Source organism: Paenibacillus sp. S02, assembly GCF_019454065.1.
GTDB lineage: Bacteria > Bacillota > Bacilli > Paenibacillales > Paenibacillaceae > Paenibacillus > Paenibacillus polymyxa_B.
This window is the reverse complement of record NZ_CP073682.1, coordinates 4309921-4333484: the sequence shown is the minus strand read 5'-3', so window position 1 is coordinate 4333484 and position 23564 is coordinate 4309921. Positions and strand designations below refer to the sequence as shown.

The window sequence follows — 23564 nt, the reverse complement described above, 5'->3', positions numbered from 1 at the left end:
AACAACCCAGCATATGTATTTATCGGTTAAAAGAGAGAGTTAGTTTACAGAATGACCCATTCATTGAGGGATTTTCAATGTGTATTTTTGGAGATAGGAAAAATGGGAGGGGGACGTAGCAAAAACCCCCTTGAACAGCCATACATATGTGATGTATGTCAAAGGGAGCTCTTGTATAAAATTTAAATTTTGCAGCTTCTAAGACTCAGTCTGTTTGTTCCATCCAATTGAAAATAACTTGCAAAGCCAGTCCAATATTACCAATCTGACAGTGAGTATCAGATGTTTCATGAGGAGTAAACATTCTTGCCGAAAGTGATCGAACATTTGTTAGCGTTAGAATTTGATCTGTAAGCTGATTGATTGGCACGTAATGATCGTTTTGTCCTGCCAGCAGCAAGACATCCTGAGCTACTAAATGAGAGAAGTGATTCGCGTTGTAGGCCTTTGTGCCATTAATGAAGTCATAAGGGGTTTTGCTTCCTGTAACATGCATGCCTTGAGCAAGAGCCCATTCTAGCATTAAACTCTGCTTCATTAATTGAGCTAAGGTATCATTTACGGTTTGTGAATCTCCTTCATCAATCATGATATTAAGTTTATCTCGGAAGGAAGGGGGGATTTGATGCGTTACCACTTCATAAAAATCCGTTAATATATTATAGGCGACTGCTTTTTTTACTCTCGGTTCATAAGCAGCTGCTCTCAAAACAAGATTGCCGCCTAAAGAGAGGCCTATAAGTGTTACATTTTCAACCTTGAAATAGTCAAGCAAACTTTTAACTGGTTTTTCCCATTCATGTGTCATTGGAATATTGTAGGTTTCCAAGACACTGCCTTGTCCTGGACCTTCAAACATAATAACATCATATCCAGCATCTCTGAACACCATAGACATTCGAAAAAGCTCTTCAATATAACTGTCGAAACCTCCAAATAAAACCAAAGTCTTCTTCGGATTTTTTGCCGAAAGACGATAAGCGGAAAGATAGCCTCTTTCATAGGGATGTAATACCATAAGCTTCTTTGGAGAGCTGAATAAACTGATCACGTAAATTTAGCTTGAGTGAATTTGATTGTGGAATAAAAAAACTCAGCGCCTCTGAAATAAAAGGCTGCACGTAATTTTGCATCTTTTTTCAATGACTCGTCTCCAAGTTCTATAAAGCGTTTAATTAATGTTTCATAGTTGTGAGCAGTTTTGCCTACTTCGCGCATTTCTTCAAGTAAGACGTTATCATTGGTCCAGTTATAGAATACATTCATATGGAAGTTGACGCTTGCATCAGGATGCAGCTCGTAGAGTCCTACCGGAAAATCATCAGGTTGCCATTTCTTTGTCATATTAAAACTCCTTTCAAATAAGTATGAACACAGCATAATATTCTTGTGTAATAGTCTTCAATCATTGATATATAGGGATTTGTTGCTTATACGACACGAATCTCAAATATGATGATTATTATGTATATAGTAGACAGGAGGTATTAAAATGATGCGAAATAATGACTTACGTATTATAAAAACACAAAAAGTCATTCGGAATGCATTTGTTGATTTGCTCGATAAAAACGGATTTGAGGCGATTACCGTTCAGGAGATTGCGAATGCAGCTATGATTAATCGTTCTACCTTTTATTTACACTATGTGGACAAGTATGATTTACTGCAAAAAACAGCGGAACAAGCGTTAGCTAATATCATAGAATTGGTAGCCCCTGAAACACATATTGTTGATGGAGAACTAGAATATAGCAGCTTCAAAGAAAATATTCGTGCAATTCTTAAAGTCGTGGAAGATGATGCGGTGCTATACAAGGTACTGCTTAACGATCCGCAGATGATAGACATTAATCAAAAGTATCAGCAAGCTCTCATTGGAAAAATGGATAGCAGCTTCCCGAATAATATCTTAATATCTCGGGATTTATTCTTGGAATGGATGACATCTTTGTATATGTCAGTGATACGATGGTGGTTGAACCAAAACATGAAATATTCATCCAACTTCATCGCTGAAGAATTCATAAAATTATTAGTGATTGGCCCTGTAAAAACGGTTGGTTTTTAGGAGTATAAAGAAATCTTTCAGTATAAACTCGATGAACTATATACGTCTGCCCGTTTTTCTCGGCCATTTTTTCTTCAACTAAAACCTTTTACAGCATTCTATCTTTAACATTTTAGTATCTGTTTATAGGCATTATCTATAGTTTTTGATGGTGTTACCAGCAAGTTTTAATCCAGCTCTAAAGGGTCACCTAAATGCGTTATATTAATTTGGACAAAGTGAAAATAATTAACCTACGATTTTTTCCTTTCCTAAGCTGTTGTTATGTGCCAAAAAAAGGAGTACATTCAAATTGAACAAGAAATATTTGTTTTACCAAAATTACAGGAGGAATGAAGATGGATAAGCTTACAAAGGGTACCTGGATTGTAAACACGGTTAAACATCTGGCTGAACTTAAACAGTATACAACCGAGCTTGCTTTTTATGAGGCAACAGAACAAGCAGGAAAAGCTGGAGCCTTTCTTGGTAGGTTGGTGGCAGATAAACAAGAAATTATACCTATACAGAATGCAAAAGTTTTTGCTCGCCAATCTAGTATTTCACCTGCAGAATTGAATACATATTTGAGCTACTTACGGCAAGCTGAGAAAGTCGATTATTCAGTTGATGCAATGAACAGACCGAAAGAAATTGAAATCTATTGTTTCTCTGGTAAGGAAGCTCTGGAAAGCGTATCAACCATTTATGAGACGCTTGAACCCCAACAAGAAGAGAATGCGAGTTTAATCGGTCTAAATCACACCTTTCATTTACCAAGAACTACAGATGAACTCAAGCAGTATTTGACAACCAGTAGTATATCTGAAGAATGTGCTGAAACAACTATCAAGTTACAGCAATCTTTTGGACTAGTTAGAGAGAGTGGTCAGAGTGGTGAAAAAGTACTGTTTAACGAATACTCGTTTAATGGAGATCCACAAAGGGTAGTAAAAGCATTGTCGTCACTGGACAACAATGAACGAGATATGGTAATTGAAATTCAAAATTTGATTTCTGAGACACAGGGTTTTCTAATTGAACATATTCCATCGCATATTCCTACGTATATTGTGGAGATGATGGAAGGAGTGGGGCTTGTTGATGGTATTACTGTACAATCTGCAATAGGATCGGCCACTTTCCTAACAACACCTCAAATTAAAGGTCAAGGTATAGGAAGTTTTTCACTTTCTGAGGATGTTTTCCATAAGGCGAAAATACTATTAAGTTGTTTGCGTTTTGGACAAACAAAGTCGACATGGGGGAGAGGGAAAATTTCTACTCTTGACAAGATGATGAATATTCTGAATAAGTTACTCCGTGGACAGTGGGTTGGTCCTGCAACAGCTATAGGTCAGGATTATGCATTGCTGGAAATTGATGGTGTGATACAAACAAGACCAGCAAAGCCATATGGTTTTGAAATGAAGTTACGCCAACTTGAGGTGGGGGAACTTGTTCGACAAATGATTACTTACAATAAAGTTGCTCTTGAAGCGGAGGCAAATATTGGAGATCTATTAAAAGATCAGCCAAGTGGCTGTATTATTCCTGAAACAAGGAAAAGCGAGATTTTTGCAAAATCTACAGCTCCAGTAGAAGCCTTGCGAAATAAGTTGCTAACTACTATTCGTACTTCGTCGGGGGTGTAAAGTGTGGTTTATAATAATAAATCTGATCAGAAGGGCTTTGGGTTTGAATATGATGTTTCTAGTATGTTTCAAAGCCAGGGTTACTTAACTAGAAGAGGAGTCCCCTTATCCTATGGCAATGATGCGACTGATATAGATGTTTTGGGAATTGTATTTACTAACCCCTTTCAAGGTCATAAGATAATATGCGATTGCAAAAACAAAACTAAAGCTAAGCCTTTTGAGAGGGTATTTTGGGCAAAAGGTCTTGGTGAATTTGTTAATGCTTCTAATGTATTCGTAGCTCTCAACAAAACACAATGGGAAATTATTCGTTTTGCAGCTTCAGGTGGAGTGAAAGTTCTTACTAGTGATAGTATGAGTGAATACCGAAAGAATCAATCTTCTTACGGTTTAGCTGACGGGCAATTTTATACTCACTATGAACAGAAAATAAAGAATGCTGCAAAGTCAAGTTCTCTTTTGAATAATATCATTTTGAATACTAAAAAGTTATATCTTCATAAGAATCCTTACGTTGCTATTAACATATGTATGGAGTTTCTTACTAACATTGCAAAAGGCTTTCAACATGGAGGGAATCATAGCAAAGATCATTATGATGCTCTAAAGTATCTCGCATGTGAACTAACAGTTTTAGTTGGATTACAGATATTGTGGATAAGTTCAGATATACTAGGTCTACCAGAAAAGGCTAGAAGAGAACATATTTCATCAAAGCTTACTTATGGAGAGCTAGACCCAGGTACTGCTAGAAATCTAATAAACACTGCCAAAGAACTTGCAAATGAAATAATAAAAACTTCAGTTCCGAAGGCAATGATGCCAAAAGATGTTGACTTTGGAGAGATTGTACCCCCCCCTTACACTTCTAGTCTAATTGGTCTCATTGAAAGAGCATTGGCTCGTCCAAATGCATACTTGTCAATGCCTCAGCATCTCGATTTCTTACTTTTTGAGCAAGGTATAAAGGGTAGGGATTACACAGATGATGAAATTAGGAATTTGTTCGGATATACGTTATCAGATGAAAAATTTAAAGTATCGCGTAATATACTTTCTTTTGTGAGAGAATCTTGTGGATTAGATTGGAAGTCAATGTGGAGTAAGATGGAAAATAGCTCAGCATCCCCAAAATCTGGAAGTAAGGAGCGAGAAGAGAGTAAACCATACAGAAAATGGAAAAAGTCCTCTGATCAAGCCCAATCAGAAGGCCTAAAACCTGAGAATAAAAAACAAGAAGAGAGTAAACCTAACGAAAGATTAAAAGATGCACTTAAAGAGCTAGGATTAGAAGGTTCAAAGTTTGAGAAGCAAGATAAAGAACCTAAAATGGTAGGGAGTGTTCCTAATGAGACCAATTTAAAGGGCGAAAAATCTGATCATGACGAACAAATAAAACAGAATTATAGCGTTAAAGAAGGTAAGGAAGTTAAGTTTGAAAATGGAAATGGTCAATAATGAAAAATTAACACATTTTTTAACTTGATTTGGATTAAAAGAGGAATATTTAATTATTCCTGTTGTACTTATTTTGTCCGAAAGAATTGGCAGCCCCTGTTGAGTAAGACTCACAGGGGATTTTTTTGTTTATTTTTTGATTTTACTATTATCCAGATTTTTTAATGATTAATAGAAAGTTTCTTACGTGAAATATAGAATGAAGCTTACTTAGTGCTTAATTTTATCTATTGAAACATAATGTAATACAATTTTCGACATTTTTTTCGGTCAAACTGAGTTATTATTTATATAGGACTTAATTACTGAGTCAAATGTCATGAATATTTTAAAAAGGAAGAGAAGATATATGTTAGAGGTAAAAATGTTTCCTGCATCGTATGGTGATAGTTTTCTTATTTCTTGTAGAGGGAAAGCAATTAATCATATTTTAGTGGATATGGGCTTTGCTACTACCTATGAAAAGTTTATTAGTGAGGAACTTCAGAAAATAAAAGCAGAGGGTATATCTTTGTTAATTTTTACTCATGTAGATGAAGATCATATTCTAGGCGGAGTTAGATTCTTTAAGAAAAACGGTCATTCTGATAATCCAAATTCAATTGACATAAGAGAAATTTGGTATAACAGTTTTCGACACTTACAGTTTGATAAGATTCAAACTAAAGGGGAGCTCTCTATTAACAGTGGAATGAATAGCATTCTTTCCATGGGATATCCACGGGAAATAGGAGTAAGAGAAGTAGCAGATATAGGATATAAGCAAGGCTCAACTTTGGGATCACTAATACTACAAAATGGTTATGAGAACAAGTGGAATACTAGCTTTAATCATAAAGCTGTAGTAGTTGATGAAAACGAGATCAAGGTAAACTATACGAATGAAGAATTATCAATAACTTTATTATCTCCTAATATTGAAAATCTTCAATTGCTTTCTAATAAATGGGCTGAGAAATTATCATCACTCGGTTATCAAGATAAAGTTGATAGTGATCAGACACTGGACGATGCTTTCGAATTTTATATGTCGAATATCCAAATGGAACAAAAACAGAGAAAGGTCCAAGATATAAATTCTACTAGATACACATTGGAAGAAATAGCACAACAGTCTTTTGAACCAGATAGAGCAGAAGTGAACGGAAGTTCTATTGCATTTATATTGGAGTTCAACTCTAAGAAACTGCTTTTCTTAGGAGATTGTCATTCGGAAATTATTGAAAATAATTTAAAAAAATTATTGAATCAGAGAAAAGAAGAGAAAATGTGGTTTGATATGGTTAAAGTTTCTCATCACGGAAGTAAACACAATACTAGTGTTAGTATGTTAGAACTGATACATTCCAATAAATATATTTTTTCAACAAACGGTAAAGGCAAGAACTTTAGTCATCCTGATATTGAAACGATCTATAGAATAATATCGACTGACAACACTCCTGATAAGGAGCTAATTTTCAACTATAAACCTTTCAGGATTTTAAATAAATTTAATGATCCAAATTTGATGGAAAAGTATAGCTACAGTATTCATTACACCAATGATTTGGCAAACACATTGGATGATGTTCCTACAATAATTTCATTTCAAAAAAACGAAAAAGTTAAGGAGGAAGTTTAGCATAGATACTATTAAATATTTATATAAAACTACAGCGAAAATTAACTGCCGTAACCAAGGTACTGCATTTTTAATTGATGAAAAACGTGCTATTACAGCAAGACATTGTATAAAAGAGCATATTGACAATAATGAGCCAATAGAACTTGAATTTTATCCTGGAAGTACGAAATCTTTTAAAAGGTATGCGAATTTAATAGCTGATTCAATCGAAGATGATATGGCTCTGCTTGAAATTACTGATAAAGTAACGCATATTGAAGAATGGCTAGCAATTGACGTAAATAGTTATGATAGCAGGGAGATTGAATGGGAGAGTATGGGGTATCCCAAAGATTGGAATACTGATGCCGAGGGAGATGCTTATTGTTATCTCAGAGGGCAACTCTACTTTGATAGCAGTTTTGATGACAGTAAAGAGTATGATAAGCAATTAACAAGTAATTATATAAAAGAAGACTGGCCGTACGGTCTTTCAGGCCTATCAGGTGCCCCATTATTGGTTGATAAGAAAATAGTTGGTATCTTAATTAAAGAGGAGTACAGCCTTTTAAAGAATCAACTGAAGTCAGTTAGCTTCTTCAAGTGTGCAAACTTCTTGCTACAAAATGGAATTTTGATTAATTCTTCGCTAGCAAATTCCAATAATTTATTGAAACAAAGATTGGATATACAAAAGAGAGTATGTAACGACATATTCAACAAAATAAACCATTCGATGATAAATCAGGAATTGAATATGGATGTTGATTTCTACTATGTAAAATATCATGAATCAGGAAATAAAAGAATTAGTGAACTAGCTGAACATTTAACACTTGTTTTACAACAGTATGCTAATAGTCTAACCATTATTAGTTCATCATCAAATGACCTACGCAAACAATTAGAGATTTTTAAGAATAATAATAAAATAGTTAGTGAAATTAGCAAAAGTGGAAAACTTGGTTCTATGCTCTTGTGGATGTTGATAGAAGGAATTTTAGAAATGCCTAAAATGTATACAAGAATTAGAAGCGACATCCCGTCTACAGAACTGAATTATATTTCAGATGATGTGCATGCAGGTTTGAAGAATGGGCAGTTGGCGCTATTTATTGGTGGAGGCATTCTACATGATAATTTTGAAGTAGCTATTACTACAATTCTTAAAGAATTAGAGGAAATAGTGAATATGGAGAATGATATTCTCTTTTATGATGATTATTCATATGAGACTTTAAATCATGGTCCGTTGAAGACTCTAATTGACAAATTCTTTGATTCAAGGGATTGGAGCAAAGTTAATGTAGAAATGACTGTATTTACAGGTTATAATTCTGAACTTTTGAATATGTTTGAAAAAGATGGAATAAACGGTCCAACCTTAGAGAAACATTTAAATCAATATTTTATTAGTGAATTGAAGAAGAACTACGAATCTATTTGCCATCAATTATTAAAAACAAGCAGTATTAAAAATGTAAAGATTAATTGGTTTATACTTCCTTTTAATAAAATTATTGATTTCGAGAATCAATTTATGCATAAAATTGGAATGGAGGTGTGATTTATGAGCTTCGAGTCCCTAATATATAGAATGGAATACTCAGGAAATATAGATTTTTTAATAAAAAAAATAAAGAAAATGGAAATTCAACTAGAATTCTTTAATCAAACTGATGAAGAGTTATCGGGTGAAGAAACTAGGATACTTTTGGAGTCTGCAAATATATTAGCTGCATCAGTTAAAATTAAAAATAAACAAAAAGCATTAAACATTGCTACCACTCTTCCTTTGATCAAACCGTCGAATTCGATTGTAATGGCTTCTTCATTAATATTGAGGAAACTTGGAAATTACCCTGGAATAAAATTGTTAGAAGATCGAAATAAACTAAGTAATTATAAAAGACAATTAAATGGGATGGCGCTTTTCGAAGCACATGTGTTTGAGAATGCTAACACTAGAAATTTATCAGGGAAAGATTATCTTTTAACTAATTTTCAGAAAAGAGTAGTTGACATGATCGAGGAAGAGGTAGATGGGATTAGTATTTCTGCTCCTACATCTGCTGGAAAGTCATTTGTATATCTCAAAGTGTTATTAGATAAGATAGTTAAACAGAAGGGTACTACTGCTATTTATATTGTGCCAACAAGAGCACTAATTAAGCAAGTTATGAACGATTTCCTTTCAAGTATATCAGAAATGGGACTAAAGAATATCTTTGTAGGATGTTCTTCGGAAATTGAAGTCCTAATCGAGCATCCAGAACGATCGAATATACTAGTTTTAACTCAAGAAAGGTTATATCAACTTTGTAACAGAAAAGATGTAAACAGAGTTAAAACAAATATTATTGTAGTGGACGAGGCTCATAACATTCAATATGGTGGGAGAGGAGTATTACTTGAAAACGCAGTTAAATTTTCTCGTTTACTCTGGCCAGAGACAAAGATACTGTTTTCAAGCCCGCTTGTTAAAAATCCACAAAAATTATTGGACACATTTGAGTTCGAGAATGGGGTAAATGAAAGAGATAATTTGCCACTGGTACGTCAGAACATTATAACAGTAAAGTTGTTAGAAGATACGTTGTTGGTTACCGCATTATTTAACAAAGAAGAAATAGCTATAGGGAAGAAAAGTTATACTTATTCGGGAAGTAAAACAATTTCTAAAATTCTTTCCAGTGCAACGTTAGACCTTTGGAATAATCAAACTTCAATTGTCTACTCAAATGAGCCAATGCTTTCCACTGATGTAATCAGAGAGTTATATAACAATGGAAATTTTCCTCTTCTAGATGATGTGCGTTTAAATGATTTTGCTGACTTTATTGAAGAATATATTACAGAAAGCTATGAACTTGCAAATTTTATAAGAAGGGGACTAGCATTCCATTTTGGTTCTTTGCCTGCAATAATAAGATCCGGTATTGAAGATCTATTTAAATTAGGACTCTTAAAAATAGTGAGTTGTACGTCAACCTTATTAGAAGGTGTAAACATGCCAGCTAAGAATATTTTTGTTTACAAACCTAAAAAAGGTAGAAAAAACCCTATTGATAACCTTAGTTTCTGGAATTTAGTGGGGAGAGCTGGACGAATCGGAAATGACTTTTCTGGTAACGTTATATGTATAGAATTAGAAAGTTGGGTCACAAATCCAGTTATAGGAGAAAGATATCAGGATATAATTCCCTCTTCTGAAATCAGGTTAGTTAAGGAACCAGAAAAATTTAAAGAGTTTATCAAGAGCGAAAATCCAAAAAGGCAAGAAAGTGATGATTATAACGAGCAGTTATTCTCGCTAGTTATTAAAGAGCATCTGCTTGGCGAAAGATTGGAAAATTCTTTGTATAGTACAGATCAAAATTTAGATATTTTAAAAGAGATTGACACTATAACTGGTTCAACAATTAACGCATTTAAGCCTCCTACAGAGTTATTGAATAAGAATCCAGGGGTTATGCCCCAGAAAATAAATGCATTGTGGGATTTTTTGGTTGATAATGAGAGTGAGATTGATTATCTCTGCCCAGTTTTCCCATTAAACGAAAGTGGCTATGAACGTTTTGACTTGATAGTTAATGCTATCAATGTTTTCTTTAATGATAGTTCATGGACTGAAAAACAGGTTAAAAGAATCACTACAGTAGGAGATAAATGGATGAAAGGCGTTTCTTTGACAAGTCTTATTTTTTACGATAGACAGATTCTAAACAGAGAACAAAGAGAAATTACTAAGCATGTTAAAGACCAGATTGAATTTATAAATAAAACAATCAGATATCAAATAGTTAAATATACTCAAACATATATCGAAGTATTAAAAACCTTCCTTATTAGCATTAATAGAAGAGAGGATTCTGAAAAAATAATAAATATATCGGCATATTTAGAGTATGGAGCTTGCGCTACTTCTGCATTAGAGTTTATGGCAATTGGTTTACATCGTGAAGCTGCAATCAAGTTGTCTCGTATTATGGGATTTCACGATAATATTACTACAGATACTTGTATAGAGTGGTTAAAGAATCTAGATGTAGAATCAATTGATGTAGCAAATTATTTGAAAAAAGAGATTTATGGATTACAGATGACTTTGTAACCGCAACAATATCCGTTGTTTTTTGGTCACACTTTTGCTTTCTTGAGCGTTAAACTCGAACGTATAACAAAGAAAGTTAAAGAAAGCCTTGTCGGACAAGGCTTTCCAACGTATTTCCCTAACGCACAAAGTCTTATCGCTCCACTGACAATGAAGAGGTCAAAAATGTGCTCTCCTATGTTGTGTATGCCATTTTTCACTAAATTTGTTCCATTGAAATTATTTAATATTCAAGTTTCAGGGCCTAGGAGATATGCTGGGCCTTTTCATCATACTTCCCCTTGCTTTCGAAACATGAACTTTCCCCTCTTTAAGGACGGTTTTTCCAAAGTGAGTTTTTAATAGGAATGTATATTCGATATGATATAGGAATATTTATTATGTTTGTTAAAGTATTAGAGGAGGAATTTTCACTTTAAACACGACAAAAATTAACTAATTTTGTTCTACCTCACTAACCAGATCAATAATTTCCCGAATATCTTCAATATTCATGGCTTCGGCTATTCTTTCGATATGATTAAAATTGATACTTTCACGTTTACCGGATTGAAGTTCGCTTAGAGCAGCATGACGTACATCAGATAAACGTGATAGTTCCCTCAAGGAGATATTATGTTTTCTCGTAATTTCGTTTATTTTTACTACTACTTTCTTTGCCATTAGAGCTCCCACCTTATTTTACAAATTTTTCTTGACGATACGCATAAACGTAACATATAATTTTTGTAAAACTGGTACTCATATACGTACCAAAAGGTGGGGAATATTTTGACTTCTCAGAGTGACATGGTAGCGGAGTATGAAAAGTTAGTAGAACTTGAAAAGCAATACACAGCGAGGATTCAAACTTGTATTAAATTACTTGGAGATGCGTTTAACATTATCGCTGCCAAAGCAGGAGCGCTTAGCATGGATTCAGTTAAGGAAGCGGCTTATTATTTACACTCAACGGAGATTGAACTAAACCATGTTTTGTATTATATCCGTTTAGAGAAAAGTATTTTAACTAACAAGTTAGAGATTGAAACAAAATGAAACAAACCCAAGCATAGCAGCGGAGGGGACGGAATCGTTCTGAAGAAGCGGAGCGTTCGCCTTTGAACCCGGATTTTTACCGTTAAAATATAATTAAAAAAATCTGAGGGCAACAGAATCGGAAGCATGATCCGTCCACGTAGCGCCTTACACGCACTTACTTGTTCAATCCACCCAGTAATCAATTTTCTCAATAACCCGACATGACCCTTCACGGTCTGATCGGGTTTTCCCATTTTCCCTCCCCTAACCCCCGCGCATAAATCTTCGTCCTCCCCCAAATCACTCGTCACCCAGATAGTTACACCCACTCCCAACATCATGTATAGTAAAGTTATGGGAAATAAACATGAACCCGCATATTATCTTGATCGCTTAACCGTACAATAAGAAACATGGCAAAAACGAGGAGGAACGTGATGATACATCCAACACAGATTCAGGATATGCTGCAAGCCGCGCTGGAGACGGGCGGGGATTTTGCAGAGGTGTTCGTCGAGGACCGCACCAATGGACAACTGGGCATGACCGGGGGAGTCGTGGATACGGCATTATCAGGCCGGGATTTTGGGATTGGTATTCGGATCATGAAGGAGCATTTCTCGGTGTATGCCTACACCAGTGATATGAGCGAACAGAGCCTGATTCGACTGGCCAAATCGGCCGCCAAGGCCATTCGCGGCGGTGGAGTGCCAGGTACACACACCATTACACTCCATCCCCACGCGATTCCTAATCACCATCCAATTGCGATCATTCCTGACGCTTCACAGAAACGCGCCAAGATTGACATGATGAGACGGGCGCATGAGGCAGCAAGCCAATACGATCCTTCCATTACGCAAACCTCCATAGGGATCAGTAACTCGATCCAGAACGTGCTGATCGCCAATAGCAACGGGTTGCTGGTGGAGGATACCCGTACGTATACACGCATGAGAATAAGCGCGATTGCGACCGATGGGGAGCATAGACAATCCGGGTTCCGTGGGCCGGGAGCGTATGCGGGGACTGAATTTCTGGAGAATCTGAATATCGAAGAAAATGCGAGACACGCCGCTCGTATTGCCACCACGATGGTCAAAGCGGGATATGCGCCTAGCGGCAGACTACCCGTCGTGATTGAGAACGGCTTCGGCGGCGTTCTTTTTCACGAGGCATGTGGACACGGGCTGGAATCTACGGCGGTGGCCCATGGAACCTCCGTGTTTGCGAATAAGATCGGGCAGCAGGTGGCTTCACCGCTTGTCACGGCTATAGATGATGGAACGATTCAGAACGCGTGGGGCTCGCTCAATATCGATGATGAAGGAGCGCCGACACAGCGCAACGTACTGATCGAGAACGGTATTTTAAAAGGATATCTGATCGACCGCATGGGCTCGCGCCAGATGGGTGTACCTGCGACAGGGTCGGGACGAAGACAATCCTATAAATTTGCACCTGCGTCCCGTATGAACAATACGTTTATTGCGAATGGGGATTCTACGCGTGAAGAGATCATTGCCAATACGGAGTACGGGATCTATGCCAAATCGCTGGGTGGCGGGTCGGTGAATACCTCGACGAGCGAGTTTAATTTTGCGGTTGAAGAGGCGTACATGATTCGCAACGGCAAAATTGTGGAGCCGGTCAAAGGCGCAACGCTAATCGGCAAAGGGATTGAAACCCTGCAAAATATTGATATGGTCGGCAACAATCTGGATCATGGTCAGGGGATGTGCGGTTCGGTCAGCGGAAGTCTTCCGGTCAACTGCGGACAGCCGACAATTCGTGTGTCCGAGATGACCGTCGGCGGACGGAAGGGGGAATAGGCGATGAATATTCAGCAATTTCAGGAAGCGTTGTTCACAAAAGGCCGGGAAATCGGCTACGCGGATATGGAAATCTACTATGTAAATGGACGTTCTACCTCGGTGAAGGTACTGAAGGGAGAAATTGACCAATATACCATCGTGGAGAACGGTGGACTTTCCTTCCGGGGCGTCATTAACGGGAAAATGGGTTATGCCTCTACGGAGAAGCTGGAACCCGACGTGATCGACTTTTTATTGGAAGAAGCTCGCAGCAACGCGGACATATTGGAAAGCGAGGAGCAGGATGAGCTGTTCGCAGGCTCTGAGAGTTACCCTGAGCAGCCTGCTTATGCCGCAGCGTTGGCTGACACGGCTCCTGAGATTCTGATCGAGGCGGCGCTAGAAATGGAACGTACAGCGCTTGCCGCAGATCCACGGATTGTGATGGCTCGGCATTGCTCGGTCAGCATTCGTGAAAATGAGGTTCTGATAGTAAATACAAAAGGACTGCACTGCCATCGTCGCAAAAGTCTGGCGAGCGCTTATGTGTATGTGATTGCAGCAGACCATGACGAGACCGTTACCGGGGGCTGGCATGATTATTCGCTGCGAAGTGTGGAAGAAATCGATATTGCGGATGTGGCGCGTAAAGCCGTAAAAGAAGCTGTTTCCAAGCTGGGTGCGCACACGATCCAATCGGATAACTATCCTGTCATTTTCCGTCATGATGCAGCAGCGCAATTGCTGGCTGCGTATACGTCGGTATTTTCAGCGGAGTCGGTGGATAAAGGCTTTTCGCGATTAGCTGGGAAACTGGGGCAAAAGGTGGCAAGCGAACGTATTACGCTGATTGATGATCCGCTGATGGAGAACGTTCCCGCAGGCAGTACGTTTGATGCCGAAGGCAGCGCAACGCATCGTAATGAGATCATCAAGGATGGAGAACTACGGACGTATTTCCATAACCGCAAGACGGCTCGCAAGGCTGGGGTGGAAAGTACCTCTAATGCTTCTAAGGGAAGCTATAACGGTAAAATCGGTGTGTCGTATCATAATCTGTACGTGGCTCCAGGTACGTCTACGTTGGAGGACATGATTCGCGAGACGGATCGCGGGTTGATGATCGTAGAGCTGCAAGGGCTGCATGCGGGTACGAATACGGCGTCCGGTAATTTTTCGCTGGCTTGTCTGGGATACTGGATTGAGCAGGGGCAAGTGGTCAGAGCAGTCAATCAGATCACCGTATCGGGCAACTTCTTTGATGTGTTGCAGCAGGTAGAGGAAGTTGGCAACGATTTGCGTTTTACGGGAAGCTGCACATCGCCTTCGCTCAGGCTGGCTGCACTCTCGATTTCAGGTTCCTAATGACTGGAGCAGCCTTCTTTTTTCAGACTCACGGCCTGTTTCTGACGTTCCGATTGCCTAGCGATTACAGATGCCTGATGCATCAGGGTATGGTAAAGTAGGAGAAAGTCTTTGAAATATGAAAAAAAGGCTTGGTTACAGCACCGCGACAGGGTATTATAGACAATAATATATTCGAAAAAAGGTTCGAATTGAATTTTTATTGGGGGATGTATATGAGATATATAAGCACTAGAGGTCGAGTAGAAGCCAAGGGATTTATTGATACCGTGCTCATGGGGTTAGCTGACGATGGAGGTCTGATGGTACCTGAGCAGATTCCGACCGTGTCGGCAGCTACGCTGGAGCAATGGGCAACATTGAGCTACAGAGAGCTGCTGCTGGAAGTTTTTGCGCTGTATATCAATGATGAGATTCCTCGTGAAGATTTGGAGCAGCTGGTGGAGCGCAGTTATGCGAGCTTCCGTCACCCGGAAGTCACGCCAGTGAAGAAGATCAACGATTCCCTGTCTATTTTGGAGCTGTTCCACGGGCCTACGTTTGCGTTCAAGGATGTGGCGCTGCAATTTATGGGTGAGTTTTATTCCTATGTGTCCAAAAAGCAGAATGAGATCATTCACATTTTGGGTGCAACCTCGGGCGATACCGGGGCAGCAGCCATTCAGGGCGTGCGTGGCAAGGAAGGCATTAAAATCTGTATTTTGCACCCACACCAAAAGGTGAGCAAGGTACAAGAGCTGCAAATGACGACGGTAGACGATGAAAATGTATTGAATCTATCCGTAAAAGGGAACTTTGACGATTGTCAGAAGGTCATTAAGGACCTGTTTGCCGATCTGGATTTCAAAGCTAAACATCATTTGCGGGCGATTAACTCGATTAACTTTGTGCGCATTTTGGCGCAAACCGTATATTACTTCTATGCTTATTTCCGGGCGCAGGAGTCTGCGGGTACGAAAAAAATCAATATCAGTGTGCCATCTGGCAACTTTGGCAATATTTTTTCCGGCTTTCTTGCGAAGAAAATGGGCTTGCCGATCCATAAGCTGATCATTGCAACCAATGAAAATAATATTTTGGAGCGCTTCGTGAAGACAGGCGAATACAAGCCAGGCGACTTCAAAAGCACATACAGTCCTTCGATGGACATTCAGGTGGCGAGCAATTTCGAAAGATACCTGTATTACTTCCTCGGAGAAGATGCAGCCAAGGTATCTGAATATATGAATAACCTCAAAACCGAGGGACGGATTGTGATTAGTGCAGAGGATTTGAAACGGGTACAGCAGGATTTTGAAGCGCTCGGCGCTTCGAATGAGCAGTGTCTGGAGCTAATCAAGAAATACAAGGCCGAATACGATTATTTGCTCGATCCCCATACGGCATGCGGTATTGCCGCGTATGAGGCGTATAATGGCGCGGACGAAGTATGTGTGACCTTTGCGACAGCGCATCCGGCCAAATTTGATGAAGCCATCCGTCTGGTGGACATCAAGCAGGAGTTCCCAGCGCAAATTGAACAATTGTTCTCCAAATCGCAGCATCAGCAGGTGGTAGAGCATGACGAGGCAGAAATTGTGCGTCAGCTTGAAGCCTTTTATGTGTAAAAGGATGGGAAAAGAGGCTACGCCCTGCGCGCAGCCTCTTTTTCTTATTTCCATATTTCAGACATAATGTATGTTTTAGTTTCAATTTGTTCACATTATAATGCCATGTAGGGTAAGGTGTTAGGGCCTTAGAAATCGTGAAAAAAGCCCGTGAATCAAGGGATTTAGCTTTAGGAAACTAACAGACAATGAGAGGTTCATAGAGTTATTTAATGAAGGATACAAAAATTTTTTATAGGCGAATTAGATGTATTATTATAAAAAATCATGTATAGTTAACTAAATTTTATGAATACATAAAGTTCCACTCTCGAAGGTGCAGAATAAAGTCGTTCCGTCATTTAACAGAGGGGCTAATTATAAAAGGGGTGTATTAAAAAAATGACCATGATCCGTCCAGAGCAGAGTCAACAAGCAGCAGCCGAATATGTGCAGTCCGTTTTTGAGAAGGTTATCGCGCGCAATCCTCATGAGAATGAATTCCATCAGGCCGTCAAGGAAATATTGGATTCGCTAATTCCGGTATTGGCTAAGCACCCTAAGTATATGCAGCAGGGGCTTCTGGAACGGCTAGTGGAACCGGAGCGAGTCATTACCTTCCGTGTACCTTGGGTGGATGATGCGGGGGTTGTACAGGTCAACCGTGGCTTCCGTGTGCAGTTTAACAGTGCGATAGGGCCTTATAAAGGTGGACTTCGCTTTCATCCGTCTGTATATCTAGGAATCGTCAAGTTTTTGGGTTTTGAGCAGATTTTCAAAAATGCATTGACAGGTCTTCCCATCGGTGGTGGTAAAGGCGGCTCGGATTTTGATCCCAAAGGGAAATCAGATAACGAAGTGATGCGCTTTACACAAAGCTTCATGACTGAGTTGTATAAATATATTGGTCCAGATGCCGACGTTCCGGCTGGGGATATTGGAGTAGGTGGCCGCGAGATTGGTTACATGTTCGGGCAGTACAAGCGGATTCGCGGAGGACATGAAGGTGGCGTCCTGACGGGTAAAGGGATTCATTACGGAGGCAGTCTCACACGTACAGAAGCGACTGGATATGGCTGTGTGTATTTTGTAAACGAGATGTTGCAGGCTCAGGGATCGTCCTTTGAAGGAAAACGCGTCGTCGTGTCGGGCTCAGGGAACGTATCCATTTATGCGATTGAAAAAGCACAGCAGCTTGGCGCTACAGTCGTGGCATGTAGTGACTCGAATGGCTACATCTATGATCCAGACGGTATCGATCTGAAGCTGGTGAAGCAGCTGAAAGAAGTGAACCGTCTGCGGATTAGCGAGTATACTCAAGAGCGTCCAGACGCAATCTATACAGAAGGCTGTTCGGGGATCTGGTCGATCCCATGCGACATCGCATTGCCATGCGCCACACAGAATGAAATTGACGAGCAAGCAGCCCAGCTGCTGGTAAGTAATGGCGTAAAAGCTATAGGTGAAGGTGCCAATATGCCATCCTCGCTACAGGCCATTGAAGTGTTTTTGGACAATGGGGTTCTGTTTGGGCCAGCCAAGGCAGCCAATGCAGGCGGAGTAGCGGTCTCGGCGCTTGAAATGTCGCAGAACAGCATGCGCCTGTCATGGACCTTTGAGGAAGTGGATGCCAAGCTGCATGATATTATGAAAAATATCTATGCTAACAGTGTGAAGGCGGCTGAGGAATACGGCGTGCCAGGCAATCTGGTTGTCGGAGCCAATATCGCAGGATTTGTGCGTGTGGCCGACGCAATGCTGTCCCACGGGATTATTTAGCACAACGGAACATAATAAAGTTAATTGAAGCTGAGCGGCTCTTGTGCGAGTCGCTCAGCTTTTATTTGCAAAGAGCACTTTATTTTTCTCAGGGACTTGATTTATTTTTAATGAGGATGTATATTACTTGATAGATCAATAATTGATGGATCAAAGGTCGGATCACGAAGCCCAGCGATATTCTTAAGGGAGGAGAGATTGATATCACCCAGACACCATCCGAGCCTGAGTATATTTTTGACATGCTGTTGTTGCTGAACAAGCAGATTAGCTCCAAGTTTGAGCGTTGCGCAGGAGTCAGCGCATCCAGATTGCAGCTATTGTGCAAGTTGTATCAAGTGGAGGAGATTAGTCAAACTCTGCTGCAAAAAGAGGTTGGCATTGACGCTGCAGCCGTAACGCGCCATTTGAAACAACTGGAAGCGACAGCAATGGTCACACGACGCACGAAGCCAGAGGACAACAGGGTTACCTTGGTAAGCCTGACCGATTATGGGCGTGCACGCATTGTCATTTTTAAGCAGGAGCGCTCGCAGTTTGTAGCTCAGCTGCTACAGAGCTTCGACGAGACCCAGCGGCACCAACTAGCTGATATGCTGCAAGTGATGAATAGTCATATATCCGATATGGACTGACCCCAATTACATTATACCCATAGGGGAAACAAGGAGGAATTTACATGCCAGTAATTACTATTGAAGCAGGCAAATTAAATAAAGAACAAAAAAGATCGTTGGTCACTGAACTTACCACATCAGCTTCAACCATAATGAATGTACCCGAGTCGGCTTTTATTGTTTTGATTAAGGAAAGCGAAAAAGAAAACATTGGTTTGGGAGGAAAATTATTATCTGATCGCTAATGTCAGAAGATGAAGTGGGTTCATTCATTTTTAAGGTAAGGAGCCATTTCTGTAATGAATTAATTTGAGATTTGAACAAAAGAAGCGCCTCCTGTATGCACGGGTACAGAACTGGCAGGATCGCTTTTTTCCAGAGTACACGCAGGTATTTAAAGACTGGGAAGGGAAAGCTTCGCGCATTACCTTGTAGGAGTTTCCAACGCCAGGTGAGATCGTAGAATTAGGTGCAGAAGCCATCGTCCAGCGCTGGAAGAAAGACGTGAAGCGAGCCGTAGGGACGAAACGAGCCCAGCAACTGGTGGAAACGGCGAGAAGTTCCATCGATCTGACCGAAGGACTTCCAGCAGCAAAAATAGATTTAAAACACTTCTGGAACAGTACGACATGTTCGCCAGACAGCTCGGGGAAGAAAAAAGGAAAATCCAGTATAATCAAACGAGGACGCGCAAGGCTAAGAGCGCTACTGTTTCGGGCCGTGATGCTCATGGTGGCGAAGAATGCGGAGTTTAAGGCACTGCACCAATACTTTACCAAACGAAGCCAGAATCCACTGAAGAAAAAGCAATTGATTGTAGCGTTGTGCGGGAAGCTGATTCGCGTTCTTCACACGCTCGGCACCAAGCAAGTTCGGTACGATGCAAACGACGTTTTAGGGCCAGTACGTGAGGCCCAGTTACAGAAGACAGCTTAAGAAAAACCGGATTCATGTTTCTCATCGGACAGGAATTAGCAGAGACAAAGGAAGAGTGGATATCCAAGGTGCGATCATAGAAGTCGATCCATAGATTGGGAAAAATGTCTCAACCTCTAATCCAGCCACCGGCTCTTCCGGAAAATAATGACATCCTTACATGACTTCTCCAGTGCTCGATATGTCAATGGCTGAAAACCGAAGAACGAGTGAGAAAACATGAGAAAATATTAATTTATAGTGGGAGAGATTGGAATGAATAATACGAATACATCCAGTACTGTAAAAACGAATGATTTTAAAGAAATCGCCCTGGGACGCCGTTCTGTAAAAGTATACGATCCGTCCGTGAAGATCAGCCGCGAGGAAATGACAGAGATTTTGACGGAAGCTACACGCGCACCATCTTCCATTAACCTGCAACCTTGGCGTTTCCTCGTCATTGACAGCCCTGAAGGTAAAGCTACACTGGCACCATTGGCTCGTTTCAACCAACGTCAAGTAGAAACATCTTCGGCAGTGATCGCTGTGTTTGGAGATTTGAACAACTTTGATAATTTCGAACAAATTTTCGGAGAAGCTGTAGAACTGGGCTATATGCCAAAAGACATTAAAGAAATGCAACAGGAAAAAGTGGCAGCTCATTTTGCAGCGCTTGATCCAGTTGTGAACAAAGAAACGGTCCTGATTGACGGTGGTTTGGTATCCATGCAGCTTATGCTGGTAGCACGCGCTCACGGTTATGATACTAATGCTATTGGCGGTTTTGAAAAGGATCAAATTGCTGAAGCCTTTGGTCTGGAAAAAGATCGTTATGTCCCTGTTATGCTCATTTCCATGGGTAAAGGAATCAACGATGGTCATCCTTCCACACGTTTGCCTATTGATCAAATCGCACAGTGGAAATAAGGGAAACGAACTAACATCTATACGCAACATAAAAACAGGCGGACAAAGGAAATCCCTTTGCTTCGCCTGTTTTTATGTTTGCTTAGATGCAACGTAGATCGCGGGTGCTTATCACGTTCTCAGTCTTTCAGTTATCATTTCAAGGTATTCGCTCCCGATGTTTCTGCCGGGTCAGCGGTGTCATTTTGAGGATGATGATAGTGCTTGGGCCATATAATTTGGTGTGAAGTATGGCTAAGCTCCTCATAAAATAACGGGGCTTTCTTGAATAGATGTATGACCAGATGGAAAAAGAACCATCCGTTGACCACTAACAACAAAAGGCTGATCAGAACACTTACCCATGGAGAGACTTGAGACCACAGCACGGGTCCACCCAGTACGTAATTAAGTCCCAAATACACCCAGTGCAAGAGACTGTAACGCTTTATGAGCTCCCATAGGGAAATCCGTTGTCCTGTCCCTGTAAGATGAATACGCACCAGCCATTTCCCTGGAGTTCGTCCATTCGTTAGGTAAGGAACCACCATAAAGTATACCCCACTGGAAACCCAGAAAGCAGCAGGCACATGCAGAGACTCCATGATGCCGAGTAGCCCGGTCCATATGATAGAATCCACGAAAAAGGCTACGCCCCGTCGGGTATAGGACACTCGCTTCGTTGCCATGTCCACATGCTTGTCCAGATGTTCTAAGCGGGGCAGGAAGCGTGAAAACCATTCGCCTAATAGAAAGCCTAGCATACCGCCTAATGTATTAGCCATTAGATCGTCAACATCGAACACGCGATAGGCATGGTCAAAAAATCCATATAGTCCTGTCAGCTGCGTCACCTCAAAGAAGAGGGAGAGGATAAAGGACAGAATCAGACACCATCCCCATCGTGCACGGAAATAATAACGTAAGAACATACCGAAAGGCACGGTCATCACAACGTTAAAAACGACCTGCAGAAAAGCGCGCTCCTTCAGCAAATGAACATAGCTGGAGGGATGAGCGGGTGAGACGGATGTTTCTCTTATAATGTCATGAACGAACTGCAAGGGCATCAACTGCAACGCTCCCCCGGCTAATGCAGCATTATGACGCGATGCTGGAAGCGGGAGTATGACCAGAAAGAAGGCGTTCATTAAGTATAAAAGCATCAAGTAAAGCAGCCATGCTCTAGCCTTGTGAATATAGCCATGCCTTCGATATTGCACGATTAGGAAAGGCAGTGTGAACAATAACGCAGCAAAAGGAAACGCAAGAAAGGCATACGAAACAGGAAACAGGTAAGATTGAATCATGTGCTACTTACGCCTGCTTTCTCCGGAACTTCACCAAAGACCAGATGACCAGAAATGCCATGAAAGCCACGCACACGCTAATGCTAATGCGATTTTGCGGGTCAAGCAAGAATAGGAACGCAATGACCCATAGACATCCCACTGTAACCGCCGTTACATAAGGGAATCCCCATATCTTGAAAGTAGGCTCCACTGGATAAGATTTGCGCAATTTCAATTGGGACAGACAAATGCAGCTCCAGACGAGCAGCACGACGAAGCCAGGTACAGCCATCAAAATACGGAACAGCCCGTCCTGAGCGACATAAGCAACCATGGAACCGACAATCAGGACTACAGCGCACAATTTGAGACTATTTACCGGAACCCCGTTTGAAGATAAGCGAGCGAGTGATTTGGGACCTTCTCCATTGGTAGCCAGCGAATGCAGCATACGTGTAGCTCCGTAAATCCCCGAATTGGCGGCAGACAGTACGGCAGTGATCAGAATAAAGTTCATAACATGAGCCGAGCCTTGAAGCCCTACAGAAGACAGTACCTGTACAAACGGGCTGGTATTCGCATCCAGTTGGTTCCAGGGAATCAAGCCACAAATGATGAGAATGGGCAACGTATAGAACAAAACAACGCGAAGAATAAAGCTTTTAACCACTCTAGGCAGTACCTTTTCCGGATTTTCTGTCTCCGTCAACGTCAGTCCAATCAGCTCGGACCCTCCGTATGAAAAGGTAACGACCAGCAGCGCTGAAAAGATAGCCAACCAGCCATTAGGTAGAAATCCGCCGTGCTGCGCGTAGTTGCTTAGATAAGGTGGAGTTTCAGTGGGAATAATCCCGGACAGTATACAGCCACCCAAGGCGATGAAGATAATAATCATGGCAATCTTAATACCCGCAAGCCAAAATTCCAGCTCCCCAAAACCGCCGACACTCAGCATGTTGACGACAATAATGAAAGCCGCACTCACTAAGCTGAGTACCCATAGAGGAACATCTGGCAACCAATATTGCAGGAAGCTCCCCGCAGCAATGACCTCAATGATACAGACGGCCAGCCACATGAAGCAATACAACCAGCCGATAATAAAGGACAGTCGTTCTCCAAAAGCTTTGCGAATAAAATCCTTCATATTCATGTTGGGGTAGACGGTAGCCATCTCGGCAATTGCGCCCATAACGACTAAGAGCAAGAGTCCTGCGAAGACATAGGATAAAATAACTCCAGGTCCCGCCAAGCTAATCGTTTCGGTACTTCCTTTAAAAATTCCCGTTCCGATAACTCCACCCATAGCCATAAAGGTAATGTGCCGTGGGAGCAGCTTTTTGTGCAAAGTTGCTTCATTTGATTTCAAAATGAAATCCTC

General features: G+C 40.7%; 21 protein-coding genes. 16 read left to right on the top strand and 5 right to left on the bottom strand.

Going from position 1 to position 23564, the window contains the following annotated elements; translation table 11 throughout:
- Positions 1 to 205: 205 nt before the first annotated feature.
- Both KAI36_RS19245 and KAI36_RS19240 read right to left on the bottom strand, forming a co-directional pair.
- Positions 206 to 1018 carry an alpha/beta hydrolase gene (locus KAI36_RS19245; protein WP_220025757.1) on the bottom strand — a complete coding sequence of 271 codons (813 nt, stop codon included), beginning with the start codon at positions 1016 to 1018 and terminating at the stop codon, positions 206 to 208.
- Positions 1019 to 1047: 29 nt separating this feature from the next.
- Complete coding sequence (locus tag KAI36_RS19240) at positions 1048 to 1344, bottom strand: hypothetical protein (protein WP_220025756.1); 297 nt, start codon at positions 1342 to 1344, stop codon at positions 1048 to 1050.
- Positions 1345 to 1492: 148 nt separating this feature from the next.
- Between KAI36_RS19240 and KAI36_RS19235 the strand changes: the two genes are divergently transcribed.
- The 6 genes from KAI36_RS19235 (at position 1493) to KAI36_RS19210 (ending at position 10886) form a co-directional block, all read left to right on the top strand.
- Positions 1493 to 2071, top strand: coding sequence for a TetR/AcrR family transcriptional regulator (locus KAI36_RS19235; RefSeq protein ID WP_220025755.1), 579 nt, complete (start codon positions 1493 to 1495; stop codon positions 2069 to 2071).
- 338 nt (positions 2072 to 2409) lie between these two features.
- Positions 2410 to 3705: a hypothetical protein gene (locus tag KAI36_RS19230; protein ID WP_028542230.1), complete on the top strand. Its 1296-nt coding sequence runs from the start codon at positions 2410 to 2412 to the stop codon at positions 3703 to 3705.
- 3 nt (positions 3706 to 3708) lie between these two features.
- Positions 3709 to 5166, top strand: coding sequence for a hypothetical protein (locus KAI36_RS19225; protein ID WP_220025754.1), 1458 nt, complete (start codon positions 3709 to 3711; stop codon positions 5164 to 5166).
- 349 nt (positions 5167 to 5515) lie between these two features.
- Complete coding sequence (locus KAI36_RS19220) at positions 5516 to 6790, top strand: MBL fold metallo-hydrolase (protein WP_220025753.1); 1275 nt, start codon at positions 5516 to 5518, stop codon at positions 6788 to 6790.
- A gap of 1 nt (position 6791) precedes the next feature.
- Positions 6792 to 8339, top strand: coding sequence for a Hachiman antiphage defense system protein HamA (locus KAI36_RS19215; protein ID WP_346730211.1), 1548 nt, complete (start codon positions 6792 to 6794; stop codon positions 8337 to 8339).
- Positions 8340 to 8369: 30 nt separating this feature from the next.
- The gene (locus KAI36_RS19210) at positions 8370 to 10886 is read left to right on the top strand and encodes a DEAD/DEAH box helicase (protein ID WP_258382201.1); all 2517 of its coding nucleotides are present in this window, start codon (positions 8370 to 8372) and stop codon (positions 10884 to 10886) included.
- Between the two features lie 435 nt (positions 10887 to 11321).
- Here KAI36_RS19210 and KAI36_RS19205 read toward each other — a convergent pair whose 3' ends face one another.
- Entirely contained in the window at positions 11322 to 11549 is a 228-nt protein-coding gene (locus KAI36_RS19205) for a helix-turn-helix domain-containing protein (RefSeq protein WP_028542234.1), read from the bottom strand.
- Between the two features lie 108 nt (positions 11550 to 11657).
- Here KAI36_RS19205 and KAI36_RS19200 point away from each other — a divergent pair, with 108 nt between their 5' ends.
- From KAI36_RS19200 to KAI36_RS19160, 10 genes are all read left to right on the top strand, one after another.
- Positions 11658 to 11924, top strand: coding sequence for a hypothetical protein (locus KAI36_RS19200; RefSeq protein WP_220025752.1), 267 nt, complete (start codon positions 11658 to 11660; stop codon positions 11922 to 11924).
- Positions 11925 to 12343: 419 nt separating this feature from the next.
- The gene (locus KAI36_RS19195) at positions 12344 to 13738 is read left to right on the top strand and encodes a TldD/PmbA family protein (protein ID WP_220025751.1); all 1395 of its coding nucleotides are present in this window, start codon (positions 12344 to 12346) and stop codon (positions 13736 to 13738) included.
- A gap of 3 nt (positions 13739 to 13741) precedes the next feature.
- Positions 13742 to 15085, top strand: coding sequence for a TldD/PmbA family protein (locus KAI36_RS19190; RefSeq protein ID WP_220025750.1), 1344 nt, complete (start codon positions 13742 to 13744; stop codon positions 15083 to 15085).
- Positions 15086 to 15300: 215 nt separating this feature from the next.
- Positions 15301 to 16692 (top strand): threonine synthase, encoded by a 1392-nt coding sequence (thrC, locus tag KAI36_RS19185; protein WP_025718158.1) that lies wholly within the window; start codon positions 15301 to 15303, stop codon positions 16690 to 16692.
- Positions 16693 to 17073: 381 nt separating this feature from the next.
- Positions 17074 to 18450 carry an NADP-specific glutamate dehydrogenase gene (gdhA, locus tag KAI36_RS19180; RefSeq protein WP_220025749.1) on the top strand — a complete coding sequence of 459 codons (1377 nt, stop codon included), beginning with the start codon at positions 17074 to 17076 and terminating at the stop codon, positions 18448 to 18450.
- A 242-nt stretch (positions 18451 to 18692) separates the two neighbouring features.
- On the top strand, positions 18693 to 19085 hold the full coding sequence (locus KAI36_RS19175; protein WP_025718154.1) for a MarR family winged helix-turn-helix transcriptional regulator: 393 nt from the start codon (positions 18693 to 18695) through the stop codon (positions 19083 to 19085).
- Between the two features lie 44 nt (positions 19086 to 19129).
- Positions 19130 to 19312, top strand: coding sequence for a 4-oxalocrotonate tautomerase DmpI (gene dmpI, locus KAI36_RS19170; protein ID WP_023989746.1), 183 nt, complete (start codon positions 19130 to 19132; stop codon positions 19310 to 19312).
- A gap of 64 nt (positions 19313 to 19376) precedes the next feature.
- A complete protein-coding gene (locus KAI36_RS27420) occupies positions 19377 to 19502 on the top strand; it encodes a hypothetical protein (protein WP_258382200.1) in 126 nt (41 codons plus the stop codon).
- Positions 19503 to 19571: 69 nt separating this feature from the next.
- Positions 19572 to 20003: a transposase gene (locus KAI36_RS19165; protein WP_258382199.1), complete on the top strand. Its 432-nt coding sequence runs from the start codon at positions 19572 to 19574 to the stop codon at positions 20001 to 20003.
- Between the two features lie 255 nt (positions 20004 to 20258).
- Positions 20259 to 20912, top strand: a complete 654-nt coding sequence (locus KAI36_RS19160) for a nitroreductase family protein (RefSeq protein WP_023989745.1) — start codon at positions 20259 to 20261, stop codon at positions 20910 to 20912.
- A gap of 134 nt (positions 20913 to 21046) precedes the next feature.
- Here the strand turns inward: KAI36_RS19160 and KAI36_RS19155 are convergent, their stop codons facing one another.
- Positions 21047 to 22201: a VanZ family protein gene (locus KAI36_RS19155; RefSeq protein WP_220025748.1), complete on the bottom strand. Its 1155-nt coding sequence runs from the start codon at positions 22199 to 22201 to the stop codon at positions 21047 to 21049.
- A gap of 7 nt (positions 22202 to 22208) precedes the next feature.
- Positions 22209 to 23552 (bottom strand): amino acid permease, encoded by a 1344-nt coding sequence (locus tag KAI36_RS19150; protein WP_220025747.1) that lies wholly within the window; start codon positions 23550 to 23552, stop codon positions 22209 to 22211.
- Positions 23553 to 23564: the final 12 nt, after the last annotated feature.